At 43.4% G+C, this 1,451-nt stretch carries 1 protein-coding gene and 1 pseudogene; both read right to left on the bottom strand.

Annotation, left to right across the window (positions count from 1 at the left end; translation table 11 throughout):
• A pseudogene (locus ACW12G_RS00685) lies at window positions 1-293 on the bottom strand (thiol reductant ABC exporter subunit CydD); the annotation flags it as partial.
• Between the two features lie 112 nt (window positions 294-405).
• Window positions 406-1,419 carry a cytochrome d ubiquinol oxidase subunit II gene (gene cydB, locus ACW12G_RS00680; RefSeq protein ID WP_455647051.1) on the bottom strand — a complete coding sequence of 338 codons (1,014 nt, stop codon included), beginning with the start codon at window positions 1,417-1,419 and terminating at the stop codon, window positions 406-408.
• Between the last annotated feature and the right edge of the window lie 32 nt (window positions 1,420-1,451).

Genomic DNA, 1,451 nt, shown 5'->3' with positions numbered 1-1,451 from the left:
GTATAACGTGCCAACAATTGTACTCGATACGTTTCAACGGCTTGATTCGCATAGTTGGCCATCAATTCATTTTTAACCACGATTAAGATTTGCCGCACAATAAATGCTACCGCAAACCAGCCGACCGACGCCAATGCCGATTGTACCGGTTGGCCTTGCCAAAGACTCACAATCGCCCGTGCCAGGAAAATACCTTGGGCCAGAATCGCTAGACCTTGAATCCCAGTTAAAATCACGAGCCCCAGCAATGTGGTCATGATCCCTTTTAGTTTGAAAAGTCTTTTATCAATCATATTATCTTTATCTATTCCTACAAGTTATCTCGATTTGAGATTATGTTGATCATCTCATTGCCAATTAAAAATAAAAAACGTCTACAGTCAATTGTAAACGTTTTTCTCAATGTTATTCAACCACTTTGTGGGAAACGATTCGCTTGCGGAAAACCCAGAAGCTCCAAATTTGATAAGCAAGGGTTACTGGCAAAGCTGTAATCACCACAATTGTCATCACTTTCAAGGTGTAAGGTGTTGATGACGCATTCATAATATCTAGCGTGTGCAATGGGTTATTGGCCACCATCACACGTGGGAATAGCCCAACGAAGAGTAAGACAACCACTTCAACTAATGCCAAACCTGACAAAGCAAATGGCCAAGCTTCTGACTTTGTCTTCAACGCTGTATACCAACTCATTAACGTCGTCACCACAATTAGGGCCAAAATTGCCAATGTCCAGACTGGCTTTGTTTGAATAAAGTCCGTGTAGAAGAACAGCAACACGGCAAACAACGCTTCCCCAGCTAACAAAACTGGGTACAAGAACTTTAATTGCGTTACTGCACGGTCACGCAATGGGCCAATAATGCGTAGGCGTGTATAGTTTAAGCCGTGCACATAACTCATCAAAGCCACTGCGATACCACCAACCAAAGTAAATGGTGTCACGTAATCAAAGAAACCAGCCGTTAAGTTACCACGGACATCGATTGGTGTCCCTGATACCATGGCAGTAAAGATCATGCCTAAGAAGAATGGGACCATCACTGATGTGATCCCAATCAAGCGTTCCCAAAGTTGCGCCCCTTGAATGGTTGGCATTTGTTCACGGAATTCAAAGGAAACCCCACGATAAATCAAAGCCAACAACACAATCAATAGCATTAAGTAGAAGCCTGAGAACAATGAGGCATACCAGTTTGGAAAGGCTGCAAACATCGCCCCACCAGCTGTGATTAACCACACTTCATTGGCATCCCAGTTAGGACCAATTGCTTCATATAGCGCATCACGATCATTTTCATCGCGGGCGTTAAAGATGAATTGCATCCCGATACCGAAGTCGAATCCTTCAAGGAAGAAGAAGCCAGCCCACAAAACGCCAATTAAAACGAACCATAAAATTTCTAGTGTATTCATTAGGCTTCACCTCCCTTGGCCAAGTGACTGTA

It is taken from the genome of Leuconostoc sp. (genome assembly GCF_965300815.1).
The sequence above is the reverse complement of the archived record's forward strand: the minus strand, read 5'-3'. Positions and strand labels throughout refer to the sequence as shown.